Source organism: Lederbergia citrisecunda, from assembly GCF_018343695.1.
Classification (GTDB): Bacteria; Bacillota; Bacilli; order Bacillales; family Bacillaceae_C; genus Lederbergia; species Lederbergia citrisecunda.
Genome location: NZ_JAGYPJ010000001.1, coordinates 669,233 through 688,659, shown reverse-complemented (window position 1 = coordinate 688,659; position 19,427 = coordinate 669,233). Strand labels below are relative to the sequence as shown.

At 35.5% G+C, this 19,427-nt stretch carries 21 protein-coding genes, 1 tRNA gene and 1 pseudogene; 5 read left to right on the top strand and 18 right to left on the bottom strand.

The window, feature by feature from the left end; all coding sequences use genetic code 11:
- Position 1 precedes the first annotated feature (1 nt).
- The 3 genes from KHA93_RS03505 to KHA93_RS03495 form a co-directional block, all read right to left on the bottom strand.
- On the bottom strand, positions 2 to 1,372 hold the full coding sequence (locus tag KHA93_RS03505) for a TrkH family potassium uptake protein (RefSeq protein ID WP_213109449.1): 1,371 nt from the start codon (positions 1,370 to 1,372) through the stop codon (positions 2 to 4).
- Positions 1,373 to 1,696: 324 nt separating this feature from the next.
- Entirely contained in the window at positions 1,697 to 2,347 is a 651-nt protein-coding gene (locus KHA93_RS03500) for a PadR family transcriptional regulator (RefSeq protein ID WP_213109448.1), read from the bottom strand.
- 30 nt (positions 2,348 to 2,377) lie between these two features.
- Entirely contained in the window at positions 2,378 to 3,607 is a 1,230-nt protein-coding gene (locus tag KHA93_RS03495) for an MFS transporter (protein WP_233711032.1), read from the bottom strand.
- 310 nt (positions 3,608 to 3,917) lie between these two features.
- Here KHA93_RS03495 and KHA93_RS03490 point away from each other — a divergent pair.
- A pseudogene (locus tag KHA93_RS03490) lies at positions 3,918 to 5,476 on the top strand (IS1182 family transposase); the annotation flags it as partial.
- Between the two features lie 116 nt (positions 5,477 to 5,592).
- Here the strand turns inward: KHA93_RS03490 and KHA93_RS03485 are convergent.
- The 4 genes from KHA93_RS03485 to KHA93_RS03470 form a co-directional block, all read right to left on the bottom strand.
- Positions 5,593 to 5,664: transfer RNA gene (locus KHA93_RS03485), tRNA-Val, on the bottom strand.
- 390 nt (positions 5,665 to 6,054) lie between these two features.
- Complete coding sequence (locus tag KHA93_RS03480; protein ID WP_213109446.1) at positions 6,055 to 8,001, bottom strand: TRAP transporter permease; 1,947 nt, start codon at positions 7,999 to 8,001, stop codon at positions 6,055 to 6,057.
- On the bottom strand, positions 7,985 to 8,500 hold the full coding sequence (locus KHA93_RS03475; protein WP_213109445.1) for a DUF1850 domain-containing protein: 516 nt from the start codon (positions 8,498 to 8,500) through the stop codon (positions 7,985 to 7,987). Before KHA93_RS03475 ends, KHA93_RS03480 begins: the two co-directional genes overlap by 17 nt.
- A gap of 104 nt (positions 8,501 to 8,604) precedes the next feature.
- Positions 8,605 to 9,633, bottom strand: a complete 1,029-nt coding sequence (locus tag KHA93_RS03470) for a TAXI family TRAP transporter solute-binding subunit (protein WP_213109444.1) — start codon at positions 9,631 to 9,633, stop codon at positions 8,605 to 8,607.
- A gap of 181 nt (positions 9,634 to 9,814) precedes the next feature.
- On the opposite strand from KHA93_RS03470, the gene KHA93_RS03465 reads away from it, so the two are divergent.
- From KHA93_RS03465 to KHA93_RS03455, 3 genes are all read left to right on the top strand, one after another.
- Positions 9,815 to 10,534, top strand: coding sequence for an alpha/beta hydrolase (locus KHA93_RS03465; protein ID WP_213109443.1), 720 nt, complete (start codon positions 9,815 to 9,817; stop codon positions 10,532 to 10,534).
- A gap of 111 nt (positions 10,535 to 10,645) precedes the next feature.
- Complete coding sequence (locus KHA93_RS03460) at positions 10,646 to 11,161, top strand: YjcG family protein (RefSeq protein ID WP_213109442.1); 516 nt, start codon at positions 10,646 to 10,648, stop codon at positions 11,159 to 11,161.
- A 2-nt stretch (positions 11,162 to 11,163) separates the two neighbouring features.
- Entirely contained in the window at positions 11,164 to 11,589 is a 426-nt protein-coding gene (locus tag KHA93_RS03455; protein WP_213109441.1) for a GNAT family N-acetyltransferase, read from the top strand.
- A gap of 58 nt (positions 11,590 to 11,647) precedes the next feature.
- On the opposite strand, the gene KHA93_RS03450 is transcribed toward KHA93_RS03455, so the two are convergent.
- The 9 genes from KHA93_RS03450 to KHA93_RS03410 all read right to left on the bottom strand — a co-directional run bounded on the left by KHA93_RS03450 (position 11,648) and on the right by KHA93_RS03410 (position 16,897).
- Positions 11,648 to 12,541, bottom strand: coding sequence for an MBL fold metallo-hydrolase (locus KHA93_RS03450; RefSeq protein WP_213109440.1), 894 nt, complete (start codon positions 12,539 to 12,541; stop codon positions 11,648 to 11,650).
- 28 nt (positions 12,542 to 12,569) lie between these two features.
- Positions 12,570 to 12,782, bottom strand: coding sequence for a hypothetical protein (locus KHA93_RS03445; protein ID WP_213109439.1), 213 nt, complete (start codon positions 12,780 to 12,782; stop codon positions 12,570 to 12,572).
- Between the two features lie 372 nt (positions 12,783 to 13,154).
- Positions 13,155 to 13,406, bottom strand: a complete 252-nt coding sequence (spoVIF, locus tag KHA93_RS03440; RefSeq protein ID WP_213109438.1) for a sporulation-specific transcription regulator SpoVIF — start codon at positions 13,404 to 13,406, stop codon at positions 13,155 to 13,157.
- A gap of 119 nt (positions 13,407 to 13,525) precedes the next feature.
- The gene (locus KHA93_RS03435) at positions 13,526 to 13,684 is read right to left on the bottom strand and encodes a YjcZ family sporulation protein (protein WP_213109437.1); all 159 of its coding nucleotides are present in this window, start codon (positions 13,682 to 13,684) and stop codon (positions 13,526 to 13,528) included.
- 98 nt (positions 13,685 to 13,782) lie between these two features.
- Positions 13,783 to 14,139, bottom strand: a complete 357-nt coding sequence (gene spoVAE, locus KHA93_RS03430; protein WP_213109436.1) for a stage V sporulation protein AE — start codon at positions 14,137 to 14,139, stop codon at positions 13,783 to 13,785.
- 16 nt (positions 14,140 to 14,155) lie between these two features.
- A complete protein-coding gene (gene spoVAD / locus KHA93_RS03425; RefSeq protein ID WP_213109435.1) occupies positions 14,156 to 15,172 on the bottom strand; it encodes a stage V sporulation protein AD in 1,017 nt (338 codons plus the stop codon).
- On the bottom strand, positions 15,172 to 15,648 hold the full coding sequence (gene spoVAC, locus KHA93_RS03420) for a stage V sporulation protein AC (protein ID WP_213109434.1): 477 nt from the start codon (positions 15,646 to 15,648) through the stop codon (positions 15,172 to 15,174). Before spoVAC ends, spoVAD begins: the two co-directional genes overlap by 1 nt.
- A 1-nt stretch (position 15,649) precedes the next feature.
- The gene (locus KHA93_RS03415) at positions 15,650 to 16,123 is read right to left on the bottom strand and encodes a sporulation protein (RefSeq protein WP_213109433.1); all 474 of its coding nucleotides are present in this window, start codon (positions 16,121 to 16,123) and stop codon (positions 15,650 to 15,652) included.
- Between the two features lie 417 nt (positions 16,124 to 16,540).
- Entirely contained in the window at positions 16,541 to 16,897 is a 357-nt protein-coding gene (locus KHA93_RS03410; protein ID WP_213109432.1) for a DUF1360 domain-containing protein, read from the bottom strand.
- Between the two features lie 122 nt (positions 16,898 to 17,019).
- Here KHA93_RS03410 and KHA93_RS03405 point away from each other — a divergent pair, with 122 nt between their 5' ends.
- A complete protein-coding gene (locus KHA93_RS03405; RefSeq protein WP_213109431.1) occupies positions 17,020 to 17,547 on the top strand; it encodes a CotY/CotZ family spore coat protein in 528 nt (175 codons plus the stop codon).
- A gap of 45 nt (positions 17,548 to 17,592) precedes the next feature.
- On the opposite strand, the gene KHA93_RS03400 is transcribed toward KHA93_RS03405, so the two are convergent.
- Together KHA93_RS03400 and fabI are read right to left on the bottom strand one after the other, a co-directional pair.
- Positions 17,593 to 18,195 (bottom strand): CotO family spore coat protein, encoded by a 603-nt coding sequence (locus KHA93_RS03400; RefSeq protein WP_213109430.1) that lies wholly within the window; start codon positions 18,193 to 18,195, stop codon positions 17,593 to 17,595.
- Between the two features lie 389 nt (positions 18,196 to 18,584).
- Positions 18,585 to 19,367: an enoyl-ACP reductase FabI gene (fabI, locus tag KHA93_RS03395; protein WP_213109429.1), complete on the bottom strand. Its 783-nt coding sequence runs from the start codon at positions 19,365 to 19,367 to the stop codon at positions 18,585 to 18,587.
- Positions 19,368 to 19,427: the final 60 nt, after the last annotated feature.

The window sequence follows — 19,427 nt, the reverse complement described above, 5'->3', positions numbered from 1 at the left end:
ATTATCCAAGCATGATTCTCTCTTCAGGATATTTATATGGTTGTGTATTGTTAGCTTTTGCAAGGGCAAAAGCAATAGTAAGAGGGCCAACTCTACCCATAAACATTAATATCGATATTACCACTTTTCCGACATCACTTAATTCAGGTGTCAATCCTAACGATATTCCTACAGTTCCAAAAGCAGACACTACTTCAAACAGTAAGACATTCATCGGTGCTTTTTCAGTCAATGTTAATATAAACAAAATCAAAAGGACAATGGATACAGAATAAACAGTTATCGTAAAAGCTTTATATATAAGATCCTTTGGAATACGTCGTTCCATAATATTCACATCTGAATGCCCTCTTATATGGTTCCATACAGCAAGAAGAATAATTGCGAAAGTGGTAACTTTTATTCCTCCTGCTGTTCCTCCTGAGCCCCCACCAATAAACATAAGGATAATTGTAATAAATTGTGAGCTTAATGTTAGTTCAGACATGTTCACAGCATTAAAACCAGCTGTCCTTGGAACTACTGCTTGAAAATAAGAAGATAGTATTTTATCTTTTAATGAATAATCTCCAATTGTGCCAGGGTTATGATATTCTAAAGTAAATATTAATAAAGTACCCAGAACGTTAAGAATGAGTGTCGTTAACAGAACAATTTTTGAGTGTAATGAAAGTTTTTTTATCGATTTTTTCTTTACAACATCCAAAAAGACAGTATAGCCTATTCCTCCAATTATCAATAACGAACTAAGGGTCAATATGATAGTGAAATCTCCCGCGTATTTTGTGACGCTTTGAAAATGTCCCATAAGATCAAACCCTGCATTATTGAAAGCAGAGATTGAATGAAATATACCGTAGTAAATCGACAGCGGAAAACCGTATTCGCCTCCCCATCGAATCGCTAAAATGATCGCTCCAATTCCTTCAATAATAATTGTGAAGCGAAATACGAATTTAACGACTTTAATAATTCCCCCGATTGAAAGAAGATTCCACGATTCTTGAATTAATAGCCTACGTTTTAAGCCAATATTTTTCCCAAGAAATAACGCGATAAGAATTCCTAAACTCATAAAGCCAAGTCCACCGATTTGAATCAAGATCATTAATACGATTTGCCCAAATAGAGTAAAAGTAGTTTCAGTATCCACTACGATTAAGCCTGTCACACAAATAGCCGAAGTGGCTTCAAACAAAGCATCAATAAAATCAAGATGGTGTCGATCTTTTGTTGCAAAAGGGAGCATTAAAAGCAACGTGCCAATTATAATGAGGAAAAAAAATCCTAAAGCTAATGTTTGGGCAGGATTTATCCTTTTCCATTTAACATCATGGTAAAGTTCTTTAGCACGCTTTAAACTAAAATGCATTCGTACGCCCCCTAAATGAAAATTCATTAATGTTTCTTCGTAAGTTTCTCACTCAACGAGTTACTAATCAGTAATTTACCATTCCACTTTTAGAGTCAGCATAATGTAAAGAAGCATTTATTTTTTATTCTCCCCCTTTTTCTTCAAATTTTACTTTTCTTATAATTTATGGATTACATTGTATAGATATAAATAAAACAAAATATCTAAGGCAAAAAAAATGAAAAAGACGCTATCCGTAATAAAAAGCGCCTTTTTCTTATAAGATCCGAGAGGAATTTCAAATCCCATTCCTTAATCTCAACAATTTTTTTATGTAAAATTCTAATATTCTTCTATCATATCCGAAAAATAATTCATAAACATTTCTTCAACGTCTGAAAAGGGTATGATTGTTGATCTTTTCCCTTCAGATTTTTCCCATAGAAACTTACATGACTCTACTAAATTAATTGTATCCTCACACCATCTAATATATTGTAGTTCTTGTTCGTATCCACGTTTTAACACTACTGAACTCATTAAGATTCTTGCCTTCATTACATTCCTTTCTTTTATACTTTTCAATCTTTCAATCATAATTTGCTTCATCTTATCTAATCTTTGAGTACGCTCTTTTTTATACATTTTGAGTTTGAAAACTACCTCTTCAACAGAAATATTATCCATAAAGAAGGTTTGCATCAGGAAAACATCTTTAAGTTTCGGAGATTCAGTCGGAGCAAGTAACCATTTCATTAACTCTTCTTTACCGTTTTCTGTAATTGTGTATATTTTTTTATCAGGTTTTCCTTCTTGAGCAATTAATTTGCTACTGATTAAATTTTCTTTTTCAAGTTTATTTAATTCCGGGTATATTTGCGATAAATGAGAATGCCAGAAAATACTCATGAGATCATCGAATTCTTTTTTTATATCATATCCACTGGCCTCCCACTCACTTAATAATCCAAGTATTCCAAAGCGCAAAGACATTACTTTCACCCTTTCAATATCTTTCTAATCTCACATTGCTTCATTAAGATTTTTTTCTTTTATCTGCCCATGCCCCAATTTAGGAGTAAAATAGATTCCTACAATGCCGATCACAAATATAATAAAAGAAATAACAAGGATCGTTTTTAGAACACCTATGTTATTAATAAATAATCCCGCCATCATTATCCCCGGCAATGCCATTGAGCTGAGCATCATGTTGTACAGACTAAAGGTCCTAGTGTAATTATCACTTGAAATAACATCTTGTAAGTACGTGACAAACGTTACATTAAAGCAACCTAACGCAATCCCCTGAAAAAAGAAAAACGGTAGAATTAGAACCCAATTTGTGATAAAAAAAAGGCTACCTATGCTAATGCTCAATGCAAATAATGGTGGTATCATGAGCCATTTTCTCTCTACTTCTTTATAGAATTTAGGAACAATTGTTGCTCCAATAGCTATCCCACATACCGATGCAGTTCCAATAAAACTTAAATTTTCGACTCCTACATGCAGTATATCACTCAAAAAAGAAATTAAAATTAAATCAACCGATGTCGCAAATAACATTGCCAATGCTAAGAATAAAAATAATGCCTTTAATTGAGGTTGTTTTACGACATAACTAACCCCCTCTATTATTAATTTCCATTGATTTTGTTTTATTATTTGTTCCATCCTTACCATTGGTTTTATGTTTTTAATAAAAAATATTGAAACAATTAATAAGCCAACAGAGACTGTTAATAGTGATACTGGTGAAAAAGATGCTTTAATCATTGAAGCTGTAAATATTTGTCCTAGTATTTTTACTGCTGTATATCCTAATTGTAATAAACTATTAGCCTTTGGACGATCATCATTTTCTACAATATGTGGTAAAAGTGATTGATTAGCAGGTACGAAAAACAGGCCTAAAATACTTATAACGATTAATAAAAGATAAGCCCATTGATAAGACATGTAGGGAATAAATAATAAAAAAAGGATAATCACGAAAACTTGCACAAAATTTGAATACATCATTACTTTTTGTAATGTTTTATTATGGATCCAAGCACCAATAGGCAGTGCAAAAAGAAATACAGGGAGATAAAAAGCAATATAAAACAATGTAAAATTATTACTGGATGTTGATTGGACCTCTAACCATTTTAATAAAGAAAAAAACAAAACCGAATCAGCAAATATACATAGAATTCTTCCAATAAATAAATTTCGAAACGCGATATTTTCTTTAAGTAACAAATTCATCTTCCCTTTCAACTTATAATTGTTACCAAAAGTGTAGCTCATTATTTTATATATGTAAATATTTATATATAAACATTTATATATAATAATGTTCTATGCGTTTTTTTCCTTTTAAGTAAGATCGTTTTCTATAGTAATGAAAAAAGAAAAAAGAGGCTGGGACAAAACCCTCCTCTAAACACTAAAAAGCCTGTGAAATTTTACGAGGAGTAAAATTTCACAGGCTTTGATTTTTTTTCATAATAAAAAGGACATCTTCTGATAAAATTTAAGTACCCATACCAAATTTAAATCAGAAAGAAGTGTCCTTATGTTTAAAGATTATAACATAAATCAACTGATTTTACCTTTAGATTTAGAAGTGAAATTACAAGAAAACGATGTTGCTTTTTCTATTCATCATTTAGTAGAAAGTATTCCTGAGAGAGCCTTCGACTCTTTCTTACGCCATACAGGTTGCCCTGCCTATCACCCACGCATGATGCTTAAAATAATTTTATGTGGTTATACGCAATCCGCTTTCTCTGGTAGAAGAAAATCGAGGATCTTGTGAAAGATAGTATGCATATGATGTGGCTAGCCCAAGGCTATGAGCCAAGTTATCGCACAATCAATCGATTCCGTATACATCCAGAAATGAAAGAGTTGATTCGTCAGTGCTTTATTCAATTCCGCTGTCAGCTTGTGCAAGAAAAGCTAATCGATCAGGAAGCAATTTTTATTGATGGTACAAAAATCGAAGCTAACGCCAATAAATTCACCTTTGTATGGAAGAAATCCGCTGAAAAATATCATAAGAATCTGGTTGAGAAGTCGAATCAGCTTTACAATGAGCTACTTGAAAAACAAATCACCCCTGAAATGACACGAGAAAACAACGAACAACTTTCAATTGAAGAGCTATCTCATATCGCCGAAAACATAGAAGAAGTCATTGAAGAATATACGGGGAAAATCGAAAATTCTAATGATGTCTATGGACGCAAAAAATTGCGTAGCGAACGAAAAACACCGAAACAAATTGTGAAACAAGTTTATGAATGGATTGAACGAAAGAAAAAATAACAAAAAGACTTCGAAATATTTAGTACACGGAATAGTTATTCGAAAACAGACCACCATGCGACATTTATGCGAATGAAAGATGATTATATGCAAAACGGTCAATTAAAGCCCGGTTATAATCTCCAAATTGCGTCCGAAGGACAGTATACGTTTGCCTTCGGCATTTTCTCAAATCCAACGGACACGAAAACACTTATGCCATTTCTAGATCTAATTGAGCAGAATTTCTAATTACCTAAACATATCGTCGCAGATGCCGGATATGGTAGCGAACAAAATTATGATAATATTCTATCCATGCGCATGCGTACACCATTGATTACGTATGGAAACTATTTAAACGAACAAAAAAGAAAGTACAAAAAGGATCCGTTTAAATCGGGCAACTGGGCATACGATGAAAAAAGCGATGCCTATACTTGTCCGAATGGACAACAAGTGAAGTTTAAATATTATTCGAATCCAACAGACAAAACAGGTTTCCAACGCACGTTTAAAATCTATGAATGTGAAAACTGTACGGATTGTCCACTTCGAAAAAGTTGTACAAATGCGCAAGAAGGAAAAAAACGTAAGCTGATGATAAATGAGAAGTGGGAACAACAAAAAGAATATATTAGAGCGAAGCTTTTAGAAGAAAAAACAGGTGCTATTTATCGTCAACGTAAAATTGACGTGGAACCAATTTTTGGATTTCTGAAGGCTAATTTAGGTTTCACTCGATTTTCTGTACGTGGAAAATCGAAAGTTGAAAACGACATCGGCCTCGCATTAATGGCCGTAAATTTAAGAAAATATGCGGCAAGATCGTAAGATCTTGTCCACATATATGAGAAATATAGTGAAAAAAAGTGAAATCGCATCGTCGATTTCACTTTTTTTCATTTAGAAGCTGTTTTGTCCCAGCCCCTTTTCTATGATGATCCGAGAGGGATTCGAACCCCCGACCCCATCCCTGTCAAGGATGTATTCTCCCACTGAACTATCGGATCATATGTATTAAACTAGACAATTAATAATATACAATGAACTTGGGTATGAGTCAACGATTTTTTCAGGATTTCTTGTTTATCCATAAGATTGTCATTTTTTGATGATCTCTCAATTACAGAAAAATCAGCTTTAAGACATGACAGATAGTAAATTTAGTAGATGAGCAGTATAGTCGGGGTGACTGAAAGTAAAAATATATCTACGGCATGTATTATCGAGATCGCGGACAGTAAAACTATATCTATGGCCAGTAATCACAGGTTCGTGGACAGTAAACTAAAATCACTGGCCAGTAAATTAAAATTACAGACGGTAATCCGAAAAAATACGGTCACAATAATCACCTCATCATGACCGTACATGATATTCCGTCAAGAAAGCAGACACATTTAAGCCAATCTATACTTTCCCTTATTTTTCGTCATGATTTGGCTTACAACTAATATCACAAATAATATCATTCCAATTGTATCGCTCATTCCTTCTGGGTACATGAGCATTAGCCCTGCAGCTACTGCAAGTAACCGCTCAAACCAATACAGTTTTCTATACCAATACCCGATAATTCCTGCACCAATTCCAATCATTCCTGTAAATGCCGTAAACACAACCCATATTAAATATGGGATTGTTGTATCAATCATTAATAATTCTGGAGATAAGACAAACATATATGGTATGACGAAAGCAGCAATTGCGAGTTTAGATGCATTTACCCCAGTTCTTATCGGTTCTCCCCCTGCCACTCCAGCTGCGGCAAATGCAGCTAACGCTACTGGAGGTGTGATGTCAGCGACAATCCCAAAATAGAATACGAAAAGGTGAGCAGACAGCGCCGGGACTCCAAGTAATATAATAGCTGGAGCGGCAATTGTTGAAGTAATAACATAGTTAGCAGTCGTTGGAGATCCCATTCCTAATACAATGGATGTTAACATTGTAAAAAATAAGGTTAAAAGCAATTGTTCATTCGCGAGTCCAACTAGACCATTGGCTAGTTTTAATCCAAGACCTGTTTTCGTTACAACTCCTACAATAATTCCTGCAGAAGCAGTTGCTGCAGCTACCGATAATGCAGTTCGAGCACCGTCCACTAAAGCTTCAATAATTTTTTTAAATCCAATACGAGTATCTTTGCGGAGAGCACTAACAACAATCGTACCAACAATGGACCAAAGAGCTGCCCTCATAACACTTACTCCACTCATTAAGAGAAAAATAACCAATAATATCGGGATTAGTAAATAAATTTTTGACAAAACTTCTTTTCGATTCGGAAGCTGCTCTTTTGTCAGTCCTTTAAGACCAACCCTTTTTGCTTCAAAGTGAGTCATAATCCATATACCTGAGAAATAAAGAATGGCTGGTATAGCTGCAGCTTTTGCAATATCCCAGTAACTAATTCCACCAATAAATTCTACCATCAAAAAGGCTGCTGCTCCCATAACTGGTGGCATGATTTGTCCTCCAGTCGATGCAGCTGCTTCGACAGCTCCCGCGAATTCCTTCCGATACCCTAATCTTTTCATCATCGGAATCGTAAAAGAGCCTGAGGTAACAACGTTTGCAACAGAACTTCCACTGATTGTTCCTTGTAAAGCACTTGAAAAAATAGCTACTTTTGCTGGACCACCAATTCTTTTTCCAGCAATAGATAATGCTAAATCATTAAAATATTGTCCAACCCCTGTTTTTACAAGAAACGCACCAAATAGCAAAAATAAGAAAATAAAAGTTGCGGAAACGTATAATGGCGTACCAAGAATCCCTTGTGAAGTAAAAAACATTGTGTTTACAAGTCCTTCAAAGTTCAAGCCTCGATGAGCTAAAAATCCGGGCATCGACTGACCAAAATAAGCATATGCGATAAATAATGTAGCGATGATTGTAATTGGTAGTCCTACTGCCCTTCTTGTTGCCTCTAGCGTTAATATAATCCCAATTGTTCCAACAGTTAAATCAAGAGTCGTCAAGACACCTACTCTGTTTACAATGGTATCTAACATTAATGGCCAATAAGCACCTACTCCAACTGCAAGTATTGATAATATATAATCATACCAAACTACTGAATCTTTTTTTCTCATTTTCCTACTAGCTGGAAATAATATGAAGATTAGAGATAAAGCAAATCCTAGATGGATGGACAATAATACTTGTCTTGGTACGGTTTGGGTTATAGATGCATACAGTTGAAAAATTGAAAATGCAAGCAAACCTACGAAAACTACGACGCCCATCGACCCTTTTAATTTTCTTGTTGCTGAATCTGGATCATATTTCTCTAATATTTCTTGTTGTTTTTCTACTGTTAAGGTTTCATGTTGATTTACCAACAATATTCACTCCTCTCCATGACTGCCACAACGATAAACGCCTTACTTTCATCTTTACTAATGAACCAGGCTCCACTATTGAAGACAACTTTAATTGGCATCCGTTCACAAATAATGTGTGATCGCCTACTACTTGGGCAACACGCATATTTATTGATTGAAAATCTCTTTTCATATTACGTATAACATATTTTCCTTCAACCATCTCAAATGTCTCACCTTCTTCTGCATTTGAAGGCATACCTATCGATGTATCTTCATACATTAACTCGATTTGGCGTATTTTATTATTGTTTAAAATAATGTAAGTCTCTTTCACGTCGGATTTATGAATGGAATGAGTATAAAGTATGTGAAAGGTTTTGTTTGTTTGATGTATTGGAAAATAGGCGAGGACCTTTCCAGAGATACCTTTTTCAATCACAAAAGATTTTTGGAAGGGTATACAAAAAATAATAAACATGATAATGACAATAAATACGATTTTTACATATTTCACAATCATAGTCTCCAGGTTTCCACCCTAACATGTGTTGCAAAAAATGAAAGTAGAAAGAATAGACCGGATGGCAAGAAACGGTCTATTCCTATATTCCCACCTTATTATTTTGCTGAAACACCTTTTTCATCAAAATATTTTTTTGCACCAGGATGGATTTCAATTCCCATACCATTTAGTGCATTTTCAGCTTTGATCAGCTTCCCTTTTGCGTGGCCAATTTTATCTGTATTTTCAAAAATGGCTTTTGCTATATCGTACACAAGATCATCTTTCAAATCGCTACGGACAACGAGCATCGCCTGAACAGCAACAGTTTCAATATTCGTTTTAATGGACGGATATGTTCCAGATGAGATCGTTTCCTTAGAATAATACGGATATTTATCTATTAATGCATCAATTTTATCACTATCAATTGGAACAATAGCCACATCTTCTGTAGCAGCTAATCCTTCAACTGCCCCAGTCGGTGTTCCTGCAGTAATGAACGCAGCATCGATTGTTCCATCTTGGATCCCTGTAGTGGAATCATCAAATGACAGATTACGTGATTTTAGATCGTCTACTGTCATGCCATACATCTCTAATATTTGTTCGGCGTTTGCTCTCGTTCCGGACCCCGCTTCTCCAATTGAAACGGATTTACCTTTTAAATCTTCTACTGATTTAATTCCTGTCTTAGAAGTAGTAACGATTTGGATGGTCTCGGGGTACAACGTACCAAGCCCTCTTATGTTATCAACTTTTTCACCATTGAACATCATCGTACCTTCATTTGCATACGTTGCGATATCTGTTTGCGTAAAAGCAACCTCTACTTCTTTTTTCTTCATAAGTGCCATATTTTCGGCGGATGCATTGGAAGTTACTGCATTTGAATCAATCCCAGTTGCATCTTGAATCATACTGGCAAAATTTCCGCCAAGTGGATAATACGTTCCTCCTGTACCACCAGTTGCAATACTTAGGAATTTAATTCCATAATCCTTTTTTCCGTTTTCAGCATTCTCAGTTCCTTTATTACCACCTGATTTATTTCCACCATCCTTTTGACTACTTCCACAACCGGTTAAAAGGATTGACAGAATGATTATAAGTGCTGCACCTAAAAAAAGACTCTTTATTTTCACGTATTCTCCTCCTTTAGGATAATTATGTCCACAATATTATCATAAATTTCTTTTAAGTGAACAAAAAACGGGCATTTCAGAGCTTTATACCTATAACAAGAACATTACATGCATCTTTTATCACTTCATAAAGATTTCTGTGGTAAAATATTCACCAACAAGTTTTTAGGGAGGAATGACAATGCCATCCCCGCAAGGAACCATTAATGATATTGATTTTAAGAGCAATGAACTAGGTGAAACATTATCGTTGTTAGTATATTTACCTGCTACTTTTTCACCGCTTAATAAATACTCTTTACTCATCGTTCAAGACGGAAAAGACTATTTTCAAATGGGACGTTTGGCCCGCTATGCTGATGAGCTGATTGATCAAAAACAAATTGAAAATATTATTATCGTTGGGATACATTATAAAAATGTTACTGACAGAAGAAATAAGTACCATCCATCGGGTGAACAACATCAAGCTTATATTCGTTTTTTAGCTCACGAGCTTGTCCCATGGCTAGATAAGGAATATCCTACAACCGGAATGGGTAAAGGTAGAACACTTATGGGAGATAGCTTAGCTGGGACAGTTTCGCTAATGGCTGCCTTAAAATATCCTAATATTTTTGGCCAAGTAATCTTACATTCTCCATTTGTAAATGAGACAGTGCTTGAAGCTGTTAAAAACCATCAAAATGCCTCACTTCTTGACGTGTATCAAGTTATCGGAAAAGAGGAAACGGTTGTAAAAATATCGAATAATCGTGATTTCCTGACACCAAACAGACAGCTTCATCAGTTATTCAAAGAAAAAGGTTTCCATACGTTTTATGATGAGTTTGACGGTGGACATTCGTGGAAATATTGGCAACCTGATGTAAAAAGAGCTTTGCAAAAAATGTTTGCTTAATCACATTTCTGCATCAATGCTATATGAAGAAATTTAAATATTTGATATAGTGATATTGAATGTTATAATTGCCAAAACATAACATTAGTATGAAAGAAGGAGGAAAAGAAAATGAAATATGGCATCGTTATTTTTCCATCCAAAAAATTACAAGATTTAGCAAATTCCTATCGAAAGCGATATGATCCACACTATGCCCTAATCCCTCCGCATTTAACTATTAAAGAAGCATTTAATACTGATTTGGATGCGGATGCAATAACTGAAAAGCTTGAGGAAATTGCTAAAAAGTATGAACCTTTCAATTTAAAAATCAATAAAGTAAGCTCATTCCAACCTATCACTAATACGATATATTTTAAAGCAGAGAATATTGAAGAATTAACAGGACTCCATAATGATTGTTACGCGCAAATTCCAGATGGAGAATCCGAGCATCCTTTTGTTCCACACGTGACAATCGGTCAAAAGTTATCGAATGATGAACATTCAGATGTTTATGGTTCCTTACGTATGCTTGGAATCGAACATGAGGAAATGATCGACCGCTTTCATCTTGTTTACCAATTAGAAAATGAATCTTGGACAGTATATGAAACATTTCGACTAGGAAGGGATCCACAGTAAATATGAACGTTGTAAAAGTCAGTACAGAAACTCAGCTTCAAGATGCTTATAACATAAGAAATAAAGTGTTTGTAGAAGAACAGAAAGTTCCATATGAACTTGAGATAGACGAGTTCGAACCTCATTCTGACCATTTTGTTTTATATTCTGAAGGAACTCCGATTGGAGCTGGCCGTTTTAGAGTATTGGACGGAAAAGGGAAGATAGAACGTATATGTGTATTATCACTTAATCGCGGATCTGGGGCTGGGAAAATCATTATGGGAGCCATTGAGGATCATGCAAAAGAAAGTGGTATCGTAATTCTAAAGCTCAACGCCCAAACCTATGCAATACCATTTTATGAAAAGTTAGGATATACCGTCGTCTCTGATGAATTTTTAGATGCTGGCATTCCACATAAGACGATGGAAAAAATTATAACGTAAAAACAAGCCTTGGTCGGTGATAAGAAGACCGAGGCTTTACGTTTTTAATAAGTTTATTTTATGAACATCGTAACCATAATTTATGATCATGAATGGAAATGGTAACAAGTCCTTTTTCAACTAATGTTGAAATATAAGCAGTATAAGACGTTCTATATAAAAGCCATGCCCCAACATTGGCAGGACTCAATTCATATTGATGGAAAAAGATTGTTTGTAAATTCTCCATTGAAATACCATTTTCTTCAACTTCAAGCCTTGAAAGTAAGTATTTAAGAATATTTTCATGACATTCAATATTTGCATAAATTGTTCGTTTAATATCAGTTTCAAACTCACCGTGGCCAGGTAAAGCCCCTTGACAGATAAAATTATATATTTTTTCTAGCGTCTCCAACGTTGCCTTAGCATCTACGATAAAGGGCACTTTATGTTTCTTTAGAACCTCTACTCCAAAATATGAGTCTGCAGCAAACAATATCTCATCAATAAATATCCCAATTTGTCCATAACTATGCCCCGGAAAAGAAAGAACATTAAATGAAAAAGGACCAATCTGCTGAAATCCTTCATTTAAAAAACTTGCTATATGTGCCTCTTCCCCTTCCAAAAATTTATTTCTCAATTCTTTAATTGGCATTGCGCCATTCCATAAATAAATTGGCTCAAGGATCGGATTGGCGACAAATGATGATTCAAGCTTCGAAGAATATAGCTCAACTTGCAATTCCTTTTGCAAGTAAGCAGCTCCCCCATAATGATCAACATGACCATGAGTAATAATACAGTAATGAAGTGGGAGTTGATTCTCTTTTAGGATTTTAACGATTTTTTTGGCGGCTCCTTTATCCAATCCGCAGTCGATTAATAATCCCTGACCATTTTTTGTGATGTACCCAATATTTACATGACCTTTAATACAAAAACAAGATTCGGATATTTTCGTCAACATAAAAAAGACATTCCTTTCAAATATGCTTTTATACATATTCGCTGAAATGTCGCCCTTTTCCTGTAACTTTTTCTATTGAATATGTAAACTTTTTTTCAATGCCATTATAGTTATTATCTGGAGTCAAATTTACTTTTTGAACTTTATTGATCGGATAAGGTTCTATTTTATTCGCTTTCGCCCTTAATCTTTCATGGTATTGCGTGTATTGATAATTATGTATAGGTGCAATATATCCCATCCTTTTCACCCCTACAAGTACTTTCCTTAACTATACCCTATTTTATTGAATAAATATGCCCATTTTTAAATTATATATTGATTACCGCTCCAAATACATGCTTTCCTTTGCCGCGGTACGCGATTCCTCGGCGCATATTATAGCCAATAGTCAAGAAAAGCGCAAGGCGCCCGTAATCGCCTACAAGCAAATGTTCTGATCCACCAATAGTCGCACTATGACTTTTAGTGGATCTGTTATTTGACCTCGAGGTGATGGCGCCTGGAGTTAGACAACGAAAGCCTTAGTTTAATAATATCGACCTTATAAAAGTATATACTTTCTTATCTTACAAAAAATAACTGCCCATTAAATGAGCAGTATGTTACATTATTATTTATTCATCATTTTACTAATCGCACTTAGGTCTAGCTTATTGCCATCTTGAATAATGGTTTGAACCATTTTATCTTCTAGTTCTTTCGGAACTGGTTTATTTGCCAATTCGGATACTCTTTTTATGATTCTACGTACGGTTTTTTCATCTTTGAAATTAGCATTTTGCAGAGAATTAGCTAATTCAAAGATGTCATTCATATTAACGCCCGTTTTCTTTTCAATGTTTTTAAAAAATTGATTTTCCATTGCTAGCCGCTCCCTCCCTTTCATCTTTATATGATATGAAGCTCATGCGCAATAAGTGAAATGGGAAAGAAAAAAAGACGGAATACACATATTTGGGTGCATTCCATCTTCCTTACGTTTTAGAAGCAAAAGCTTGCTCCTACAATGATTAGCAAGATGAACAATACAACAATCAAAACAAATGCATTTCCGCCGCAGAAGCCTCCGCCGTAACCCCCATATCCACAGCAGCCGCCACCGTAACCTCCAAAACCGCCGTAACCTCCATATCCAAACATAGACTTTCACCTCATTTCTGTTTTATCCCTAATAATTTATGTGATAAAAGTATATTCTGTATGGGCAAATGGGTGTCAATACAAAAAAACGTCCAAAATTATCCTTTCGGCTTAAATAAAAGAGATCCGATAAAACCGAAAACAATAGCAGCTGAAATTCCTGAAGATGTTACTTCGAACATCCCCGTCATGACTCCTACAATCCCATGTTTTTCAGCTTCCACCATGGCACCGTTAACAAGTGAGTTTCCAAAACTTGTGATTGGAATCGTTGCTCCTGCTCCCGCAAAATCAATAAGAGGTTCATAAAGGCCAAAGCCAGCCAAAACAGCTCCTACGCTGACTAAAATACTTAAAGTGTGTGCCGGTGTTAATTTAGCTGCATCAAACATCAATTGACCGATAACACAGATTAATCCACCAATCACAAATGCCCAAAAAAACATAGCAAGCATATTCTTCACTCCTTATCTAACTAAATTCAATGGCTACTGCATGGGCAATGCAAGGTATTGTTTCTTTTTGCTGAAATGATAACGGTGAAAGTAAAGCACCTGTCGCTACAACTAATATACGCCTGTAAACCCCTTCAGCCATTTGATTAAGCAAATGTCCGTACATAACAGTGGCAGAACACCCAGGACCACTCGCACCAGCAAAAACTTCTTGCTCAGGACTGTAAAGAAGTAAACCACAATCTTGAAATATTTCTTCCTCTATTGCCAAACCCTTTTCTCTGAATAACTCCAACGCAGTATTTCTTCCAATTTCTGCAAGATCGCCAGTTATAATCAAATCGTAATACGAAGGATCTCTTTTTAAATCAAAAAAATGGCGTTGTATCGTATCTACTGCCGCAGGCGCCATTGCTCCTCCCATATTAAACGGATCTGAAAGCCCAAGATCGACTACTTTTCCTATTGTAGAAGCAACTACACGGGGATGAGGGTTTTGAATATTTTCATTTGTTCCCACTAATGCAACTCCAGCACCTGTCGCTGTCCATTGTGCTGTAGGAGGCTTTTGTCCACCATATTCAGTTGGATAACGAAACTGCTTCTCGGCAGAAGCATTATGACTTGCAGCTCCTGTAAGAATATGCTTTGCTCCGCCATTATTTATGATCATGGCAGCAAGTGCAAGCCCTTGTGTAGACACAGCACATGCACTGAATAACCCTAAATGAGGAACTTGATTTGTTCTGGCTGCAAAACTGGTAGGCGTAATTTGGTTGATTAAATCTCCGGCCAGAAAAAATTGAACTGCATCTTCTTTTAATCCCTTTTTCCGAAGCGCAATTTGCACAGCATCTTCCAGTAATACACGTTGGGCTTTTTCGTAAGAATCTTGGCCCATCCATAAATCATCATGAAATTTATCAAAATCATTCGCTACGCGACAGTTTTTTTCAAAAGGGCCTCCTACGACTCCTGTTGAAAGTATGACAGGCTGATTTTGAAAAACCCATGTTTGCGAGCCTTGAAGCATTAGAATCCCCCCCACTGGGTGATGAAGGTTTTAACAAGAGCCACTACAAATGCTGAAAAAACCCCAAAAACAATAACAGATCCAGCAAGTTTAAACATATTTCCTCCTACTCCTAATACAAATCCTTCCGTGCGATGCTCAATAGCTGAAGAAATAACCGCATTACCAAAACCTGTGACAGGCACAGCACTACCGGCTCCTCCAAATTGTCCTAGTCTATCGTAAATTCCGAATCCCGTTAATAGCATTGCTATAAAAACCATCGTTGCTACAGTTGGGTTTCCTGCTGTTTTTTCTGTAAAATCAAAGTAATAAATATATAGATAAGTAATACCTTGGCCAATTAAACAAATCGTTCCTCCGACGAAAAAAGCACGAATACAATTCTTTAATATCGGTCTTTTAAGTTCATGCTTTTTTTGCATTTGATCATATTTAATTTGTTCAGGGGTTTTTGTTTTATTTTTTTGAGCCATTTTATGTCATTTCCTTTTTTAATTTAATGATTTTATTTAAACGCTTTTTTGCAACTTTATTGGATAAATTGCCGTATTCTAAGTCTTCTTTCAAGCGAATGGCTTCTAGAAAAATTTTATAATCACTGGAAACGATGAATGTATGGTTAGGAAATTGTTTATTCAATAACTTTGTCAAATTCTTCTCGATTTTTTTCATTCGAAATCGTTGGAGATGCTTCACTTTATATGACACAAGTATTTGATGATCACCTTCAATAACGGCTACATCATAAATTTCATCGATCTTTTTCACTTCTTCTCTAACTTGGAAAGCGATGGAATTATGCTTTTGTTTAAAATTAATTTCAATAGGAGCAGGCTGTGTCTTCTTGATTAGAGATACGTTGCTCTTTTTTTCATTTGGTTGGTTAGAACATCCGCCCATTATGACTATTACACATACTAATGCGGATACTAGCACTTTTTTGACCATGGACTCCTCCCAGTTTAAGCATAGAATGTTGGACCTACACTCTTTCGCAGAAAATAAAGTAAAGTTTTCATTATTTTTCACTACATTTGATAAATTATGAATGATAATGGGATGTTTTTAGAAAACCCATGCAATTACTATAACTAAAACTGAGATAATTAAACTGCCTTAATATAATGAAACAGGGATGACCCTATTTAAGAGTCATCCCTTTTTGCCATTGTCATTCATTTTAATAACCTCTTGGTTTTTTTATCGGTTTACCGCAGCCACAACCAGATTTCTGCGGTCTAGTTGGTGAAATGGGCTTTGGCCTTCTAGGTGGTATTTGCATATATAGATCACTTCCTAATTTTTTTGAATCTAACCTCTATATTTTATGAAATGAACAGTAAATATGTTTTTAAAAAGGCCTAATTAGTCCGGTAAAAGATTTTGGACTATCGTTTCAATAATGGCTGCCATACCTGCTAATCCAAAAATAAGGATGATTGGATCCATAATTACTGGAAATTTCCATTGAAAAAATACAACGGCTACGGACGTCCATATTCCTGTACACCAATAACAACTTATTAGATTTCCAATCCAACCTCGTAATCCTCCTTCACGAGGTACTAAGTAAGATTCTTTTTCCCCTAAATTATTTGTCTCCTCAAATTCCATTAAAAATGGAGCCCTAATAAATGCGGTAATTTGGTCAAAAACAATCAGTCTTGTTATACGAAATATAGCTAGACTCACCAATACGAATTTAATCCAAGAAATATCCATTTCCTCAGCTCCTAACCTGCCTATTTTCCCAAAATGGGGCGACTGTCCGTAACTCATTTGACTACTACCTAATATGTTAGTAGTGTAAATGAATCATTTTAAAGATAAGGAGGATATCATCCATGAGTTTTGAAGAGATGGAATCAAGTGAAGTGCTTGAAACCAATTCCACTTCCACTTCTGGTTGCGGATGTCAGCAAAACTGTGTATGTCAAGTTGTCCGCGCCATTAAGGATATTCAAGATGAAGCAGTGGAGGAAGAATGCTTCACTTGCACATCCAATTGTTTTGTTGAACCTCTAGGAGAATTAGCACTTCCAGCCCGCCAACGTTCGGATACTCGTGTTTTTACTTTAACTAATAAAAACGGAGAATTATTTAAAGGATTATTTAAAGGTACAGGTGGAAAATGTGTTTCAGTATTTTTTAGAGTCGAAGACATATTCGATAATTGCTGTGCCACATTACGAGTACTAATTCCTTTAAAAGACCAAACGGTTGTAAATTTATTCCCTAATGGAACACTTAGCTATGAAGCTCTTTGTTCGGTAAACAATTGGGCCAGAAGCAATAGCTGTATTACAGTCGACTTACACTGCTTCTGCGCAGTGCAATGTATTGCAGATGTTGATCTTGGCGTTTGCGAATAAGAATAATGAAATGGGGCATACAAAGTGCCCCATTTTATTTTTTATTCATATTTTTATTCTTATAGCCTGTATGTCTTTTACATTCACCTCATCATTGTCTCCTTGAAGGTTTTTGACAATAATTAGATCATTTTCGTATTTTGATAAAGTACCACTATATCGCTGATTTTCTGTAATGAATTCACATGGATAAGGTTGTTGACTACTTGGAAATCCTGATAAATATTGCAGCTTTTCTTTAATGGACATATCTTTAAAAGGTTGTACTGGTGTGAAATTCCAATTCTTTCTTTTTGATGTTGAAGGATTTCGTCGAAAATAATCTGCTGCAGAGATACGCTTCTTTTCTACCTCTTGTTCTTCTTGTTGTTCTTCTCGTTGTCCTTCTTGTTGTCCTTCTTGTTGTCCTTCTTGTTTTTCATCTACATTATCTTGAATTACTTCTATTATCTTTTCACTGTCTAAAGGCGGAAGAGTAAACAACTGCTTTTTATTCCCGTCTTGAAGTATTATTCCATCTAATTGTAAATCCTCTGTTAAATCTTCTGATAAGTAATGATCTTGCATTTTTCTTCCTGGTTTTTGAAATTTTGGCTGATGAATATATAATAATGGCTCCTCTTTGTTTCCTTCATTCTTATTCTCCATGTAGGAGCACCCCCGTTCTTCTTACTTCGTTTTATATGTATGCAAACAAAAGCCTAAGGTTTCCAAAAATACTAAAAGCAGAAGGGCTCTTGAAGAAGAAGTGTGTAGAGAGTAGCATTCTATAGGAGGCTCTTTAACTTGTATGCTATCGGTTGCCGACAAGTGAATGTTCAATCATTTTGCTAAACTCAGTTTAGGTTTTTCAAATACGTTGATTGGAGCGGAAAAGGAAGAGACTTCCGAGGGAAAAATGGGGAAACCACCGGCGTGTTAAGCACAGAGCAGTAGCGTCCGCACGCTAGCGCTAGCAACATCAAAATACTAGTCAAAAAGCACCTTCTAAAAAACAACAAAGCAGCTGTCACACCAATAGTGACAACTGCTTAATATTAAATCGCTAAAATATTAAATCCTGAATCTACGTGAATGTTTTCGCCAGTAATACCACGAGAAAGTTCGCTAAATAGGAACAATGCAGTATCTCCAACTTCTTCTGGCGTTGTTGTTCTGCGAAGTGGTGCTCTTTCTTCAATGTCTTTTAAGATACTATTGAAGTCACTGATTCCTTTTGCAGATAAAGTTCGAATAGGACCTGCAGAAATGGAGTTGACTCTAATTCCATGTTTTCCAAGATCACTAGCCAAATATTTAACGCTTGCATCAAGAGAAGCTTTTGCAACGCCCATTACATTATAGTTTGCAACGACGCGTTCCCCACCAAGATACGTCAATGTAACAATGCTGCCGCCTTCAGACATGATGTCTAGCTTTTGAACGGCTTTCGCAACAGCTGTAAGTGAGTAAGCACTAATATTGTGAGCTAGTAAAAAACCATCTCTCGTTACATTTAAATAGTCTCCACTTAATTCCTCTTTATTAGCAAATGCAATACAATGCGCGATACCGTGGATTGGACCGACAGCGTCTTTTATTTGACTAAAGCATTGTTCAATCTCTCCATCATTTGTAATATCACAAGGTAATACGAGAGATTGTTCTCCCTCTAATGAATCAGCAAGTTCACGAACACTTTTTTCAAGACGCTCTCCAGCATATGTAAAAATTAATTTTGCACCAGCGTTATGTAGAGAACGAGCTATTCCCCAGGCAATACTACGTTTATTAGCTACACCCATTACGACATATGTTTTTCCATTTAAAGAAAGATTCATGAAATCATCCCCTTTTATTAAACTAAAAAGTTTTACAAGTTATTAGTACCTAGTCCTAAT

Coding starts and splice junctions, on each gene's coding strand:
- KHA93_RS03505 (WP_213109449.1), bottom strand. CDS start 1,372: ATGCATTTTAGTTTAAAGCGTGCTAAAGAACTTTACCATGATGTTAAA.
- KHA93_RS03500 (WP_213109448.1), bottom strand. CDS start 2,347: ATGTCTTTGCGCTTTGGAATACTTGGATTATTAAGTGAGTGGGAGGCC.
- KHA93_RS03495 (WP_233711032.1), bottom strand. CDS start 3,607: ATGAATTTGTTACTTAAAGAAAATATCGCGTTTCGAAATTTATTTATT.
- KHA93_RS03465 (WP_213109443.1), top strand. CDS start 9,815: ATGCCATCCCCGCAAGGAACCATTAATGATATTGATTTTAAGAGCAAT.
- KHA93_RS03460 (WP_213109442.1), top strand. CDS start 10,646: ATGAAATATGGCATCGTTATTTTTCCATCCAAAAAATTACAAGATTTA.
- KHA93_RS03455 (WP_213109441.1), top strand. CDS start 11,164: ATGAACGTTGTAAAAGTCAGTACAGAAACTCAGCTTCAAGATGCTTAT.
- KHA93_RS03450 (WP_213109440.1), bottom strand. CDS start 12,541: ATGTTGACGAAAATATCCGAATCTTGTTTTTGTATTAAAGGTCATGTA.
- KHA93_RS03445 (WP_213109439.1), bottom strand. CDS start 12,782: ATGGGATATATTGCACCTATACATAATTATCAATACACGCAATACCAT.
- spoVIF (WP_213109438.1), bottom strand. CDS start 13,406: ATGGAAAATCAATTTTTTAAAAACATTGAAAAGAAAACGGGCGTTAAT.
- KHA93_RS03435 (WP_213109437.1), bottom strand. CDS start 13,684: ATGTTTGGATATGGAGGTTACGGCGGTTTTGGAGGTTACGGTGGCGGC.
- spoVAE (WP_213109436.1), bottom strand. CDS start 14,139: ATGCTTGCTATGTTTTTTTGGGCATTTGTGATTGGTGGATTAATCTGT.
- spoVAD (WP_213109435.1), bottom strand. CDS start 15,172: ATGCTTCAAGGCTCGCAAACATGGGTTTTTCAAAATCAGCCTGTCATA.
- spoVAC (WP_213109434.1), bottom strand. CDS start 15,648: ATGGCTCAAAAAAATAAAACAAAAACCCCTGAACAAATTAAATATGAT.
- KHA93_RS03415 (WP_213109433.1), bottom strand. CDS start 16,123: ATGGTCAAAAAAGTGCTAGTATCCGCATTAGTATGTGTAATAGTCATA.
- KHA93_RS03410 (WP_213109432.1), bottom strand. CDS start 16,897: ATGGATATTTCTTGGATTAAATTCGTATTGGTGAGTCTAGCTATATTT.
- KHA93_RS03405 (WP_213109431.1), top strand. CDS start 17,020: ATGAGTTTTGAAGAGATGGAATCAAGTGAAGTGCTTGAAACCAATTCC.
- KHA93_RS03400 (WP_213109430.1), bottom strand. CDS start 18,195: ATGGAGAATAAGAATGAAGGAAACAAAGAGGAGCCATTATTATATATT.
- fabI (WP_213109429.1), bottom strand. CDS start 19,367: ATGAATCTTTCTTTAAATGGAAAAACATATGTCGTAATGGGTGTAGCT.